This is a genomic window from Pseudomonas sp. HMWF006, assembly GCF_003061205.1.
Taxonomy (GTDB): Bacteria; Pseudomonadota; Gammaproteobacteria; order Pseudomonadales; family Pseudomonadaceae; genus Aquipseudomonas; species Aquipseudomonas monsensis.
Window position 1 is genome coordinate 26,062 of the sequence record NZ_QAIU01000509.1, and the last position, 4,410, is coordinate 30,471.

The following is a 4,410-nucleotide window of genomic DNA, read 5'->3' on the forward strand; positions in this document are numbered from 1 at the left end:
ACTGCCTTACTACAACCTGTTCTTCCAGACCGCGCACCCGCCGGCACTGGAACTGGCCAAGGCCATCGCCGACGTGGCACCTGAAGGCATGAACCACGTGTTCTTCACCGGCTCCGGCTCCGAAGGCAACGACACCATGCTGCGCATGGTTCGCCACTACTGGGCGATCAAGGGCCAGCCGAACAAGAAAGTCATCATCAGCCGCAAGAACGGCTATCACGGGTCCACCGTGGCCGGCGCGAGCCTGGGTGGCATGACCTATATGCACGAGCAGGGCGACTTGCCGATTCCGGGCATCGTCCACATCGCTCAGCCGTACTGGTTCGCCGAGGGCGGCGACATGTCGCCGGAAGAGTTCGGCCTCTGGGCGGCCAACCAGCTGGAAGAGAAAATTCTCGAAGTCGGCGTGGACAACGTCGGTGCCTTTATTGCCGAGCCGATTCAGGGCGCAGGTGGCGTGATTATTCCGCCCGACAGCTACTGGCCGCGCATCAAGGAAATCCTCGCCAAGTACGACATTCTGTTCGTGGCGGATGAAGTTATCTGCGGTTTCGGCCGTACCGGTCAGTGGTTCGGTTCGGATTTCTACGACCTGAAACCGGACATGATGACCATCGCCAAAGGCCTGACCTCCGGCTACATCCCGATGGGTGGCCTGATCGTTCGCGACGAAGTGGTGAAGGTGCTCAACGAAGGCGGTGATTTCAACCACGGCTTCACCTACTCCGGGCACCCGGTGGCTGCAGCGGTGGGTCTGGAAAATATCCGGATTTTGCGCGACGAGAAAATTATCGAGAACGTGCGTAACGAAACGGCACCGTATTTGCAGAAACGTCTGCGCGAACTCAACGATCACCCATTGGTGGGTGAAGTGCGCGGCGTCGGTCTGCTCGGGGCGATCGAGCTGGTGCAGGACAAGGCCTCTCGCAAGCGTTACGAAGGTCGGGGCGTGGGCATGATCTGCCGGCAGTTCTGCTTCGATAACGGCCTGATCATGCGCGCCGTGGGCGACACCATGATCATTGCGCCGCCGCTGGTGATCAGCAAGGCGGAGATCGACGAGCTGGTTACAAAGGCACGCAAGTGTCTGGACCTGACCCTCAGTGCATTGCAGGCCTAAGTGCTAGGCTTCGAGCGAGGGAGCAGCGGCGCTCTCGCTCGATGGTGTCAGAAAGGTCGGCCTTTTGTTGAAAGACCGCCTCCGATCTTGCCAGACTAGCCGCGGTTCCAGTTGTCCGGGTTCGGCCGCTGAACAGAGTGGTTCAAAAAAGAAAAATTTGGAGCATGACGCATGAAGGCATTAGGTAAAAAGCTTGCTGGCAAGACTCTTCTCGCTTTGTCCGTAGCGGGCATGATGGCGGGTGCGGTTCACGCGGACGACAAGGTGCTGCACGTCTACAACTGGTCCGACTACATCGCCCCGGACACCATCGCCAACTTCGAGAAGGAGTCGGGGATCAAGGTTGTCTACGACGTATTCGACAGCAACGAAACCCTGGAAGCCAAACTGCTGGCGGGCAAGTCCGGTTACGACGTCGTTGTGCCGTCGAACAACTTCCTGGCCAAGCAGATCAAGGCCGGCGTTTATCAGGAACTGGATCAGTCCAAGCTGCCTAACTGGAAGAACCTGAACCAGGACCTGCTCAAGGCCGTATCGGTCAGCGACCCGGGCAACAAGCACGCCTTCCCGTACATGTGGGGCTCGATCGGCATCGGCTACAACCCTGAGAAGGTCAAGGCTGCGCTGGGCGTCGACACCATCGACTCCTGGGACGTGCTGCTCAAGCCGGAAAACATCGCCAAGCTCAAGGGCTGTGGTGTGAGCTTCCTCGATTCGCCGACCGAAATGCTGCCGGTCGCGCTGCACTACCTGGGCCTGCCAACCGACAGCCAGAAGAAAGAAGACATCAAGAAGGCCGAGGAACTGTTCCTCAAGATTCGTCCTTCGATCACCTACTTCCACTCCTCCAAGTACATCTCGGACCTGGCCAACGGCAACATCTGCGTAGCGGTCGGCTACTCGGGTGATGTGCAGCAGGCCAAGTCCCGTGCTGCCGAGGCCGGTGACAAGGTCAAAGTCAGCTACGCCATTCCGAAGGAAGGCGCGGGCAGCTTCTTCGACATGGTCGCGATTCCGAAGGATGCCGAAAACGTTGAAGGCGCCTACAAGTTCATGACCTTCCTGCAGAAGCCTGAAGTCATGGCCGGCATCACCAACGCCGTACGTTTCCCGAACGGTAACGCTGCTGCAACGCCACTGGTGAATAAAGACATCACCAGCGATCCAGGCATCTACCCGCCAGCCGATGTGCAGGCCAAGTTGTATGCCATCGCCGATCTGCCAGCGGCGACCCAGCGTGAATTGACCCGCAGCTGGACCAAGATCAAATCCGGTAAATAAGCCGGTTTGAAGCCGTAACCGCTGGCCGTCGTCGTTTGTGAGGGCGGTCAGCGGATCAATTAAATGACAGGAAGTTTTGCAGGAACGGTTTTTCGAGGGTAAGTTGCGCGCCGGTTTTGTTTCCGGGCAGCCATGGCTGTCATGTAACGCGGGGCAACTTGGGCCCAATTAAATTAGAGGACCTCCACTTGCCTATTTTTTCTTCTTTGCGCAAAGCCCTGCTGGCCACTGCCGGCCTGACCATTGCTGTCGGAGCCCAGGCCGCCGGTACGGTGCATATTTATAACTGGTCGGACTACATCGGCGAGACGACCCTGGCTGACTTCCAGAAAGCCACCGGGATCACACCGGTCTACGACGTGTTCGATTCCAACGAAACCCTGGAAGGCAAGCTGCTGGCCGGGCGTACCGGTTACGACGTGGTCGTGCCGTCGAACCACTTCCTCGGCAAGCAGATCAAGGCGGGCGCGTTTCAGAAGCTCGACAAGGCGCAATTGCCGAACTATTCCAACCTCGACCCGGTGCTGCTCAAGCGCCTGGAACAGAACGATCCCGGCAACCAGTACGCCGTGCCGTACCTGTGGGGTACCAACGGCATCGGTTACAACGTCGACAAGGTCAAGGAAGTGCTCGGTGTCGACAAGATCGACTCCTGGAGCGTGCTGTTCGAGCCCGAGAACATCAAGAAACTGCACAGCTGCGGCGTCGCGTTCCTCGATTCGGCGGATGAAATGATGCCGACCGTGCTCAACTACATGGGCCTGAACGCCAACAGCACCAACCCCAAGGATTACGAAAAAGCCACCGACAAGTTGCTCGCGGTGCGTCCTTACGTGACCTACTTCCACTCGTCCAAATACATCGGCGACCTGGCCAACGGCGACATCTGCGTGGCCATCGGTTTTTCCGGTGACATGTTCCAGGCCAAACATCGCGCCGAGGAAGCCAAGAAAGGCGTGAACATCGCGTACTCGATTCCAAAAGAAGGCGGCGCGCTGTGGTTCGACATGCTGGCGATTCCGAAGGACTCGTCCAACGTCAAGGAGGCGCACGCCTTCATCAACTATTTGCTGAAACCTGAGGTCATCGCCCAGGTCAGTGATTACGTCGGTTACGCCAACCCCAACCCGGGGGCGGACAAGCTGATGGAACAGTCCATCCGCACCGATGCAGCGGTTTATCCACCGCAGGCCGTTCTCGACAAGACTTACGTGTCGGTCGAGTTGCCACCCAATATTCAGCGTTTGATGACCCGTAGCTGGACCAAGGTCAAGTCGGGCAAGTAAGGCACAAACTATCCTGGGTTCGTCTGCATTGGGCGAACTGCACTGTTTTTTTCTGGGAGTTTCGTAAATGGCAGTTGCCTCCGGCGCCTATAAGAAAGCCCTCGAGGGCGACCAGACACCTAAACAGGTGTTGGTCAAAATCGACCGGGTCACGAAGAAGTTCGACGAGACGATTGCCGTGGACGATGTGTCCCTGGAAATCAAGAAGGGCGAGATCTTCGCCCTGCTCGGCGGTTCGGGATCGGGCAAATCCACCCTGCTGCGGATGCTGGCAGGGTTCGAACGGCCCACGGAGGGGCGCATTTTCCTCGACGGCGTCGACATCACCGACATGCCGCCGTACGAGCGGCCGATCAACATGATGTTCCAGTCGTACGCCCTGTTCCCGCACATGACTGTGGCGCAGAACATCGCGTTCGGCCTGCAGCAGGACAAGATTCCCAAGGCCGAGGTCGACGCCCGCGTGGCCGAGATGCTCAAGCTGGTGCAGATGAGCCAGTACGCCAAGCGCAAGCCGCATCAACTGTCCGGCGGTCAGCGGCAGCGCGTGGCGCTGGCGCGTTCGCTGGCCAAGCGGCCGAAGCTGCTGTTGCTCGATGAGCCGATGGGCGCACTGGACAAAAAACTGCGGTCGCAGATGCAACTGGAACTGGTGGAGATCATCGAGCGCGTGGGCGTGACCTGCGTGATGGTGACCCACGACCAGGAAGAAGCCATGACCAT

General features: G+C 58.6%; 4 protein-coding genes. All 4 read left to right on the top strand.

Translation table 11 applies throughout. The features are described 5' to 3' along the window. The coding region (locus tag DBR24_RS22820; protein ID WP_256591748.1) for an aspartate aminotransferase family protein at positions 1 to 1,120 on the top strand (1,120 nt) is incomplete at its 5' end. Between the two features lie 171 nt (positions 1,121 to 1,291). After that, positions 1,292 to 2,401, top strand: a complete 1,110-nt coding sequence (locus tag DBR24_RS22825; protein ID WP_128615878.1) for a polyamine ABC transporter substrate-binding protein — start codon at positions 1,292 to 1,294, stop codon at positions 2,399 to 2,401. Between the two features lie 188 nt (positions 2,402 to 2,589). Next, entirely contained in the window at positions 2,590 to 3,687 is a 1,098-nt protein-coding gene (locus tag DBR24_RS22830) for a polyamine ABC transporter substrate-binding protein (protein ID WP_128615879.1), read from the top strand. Positions 3,688 to 3,754: 67 nt separating this feature from the next. Continuing rightward, positions 3,755 to 4,410 (top strand): ABC transporter ATP-binding protein (locus DBR24_RS33330; RefSeq protein WP_256591749.1); only part of this gene is annotated, 656 nt, incomplete at its 3' end.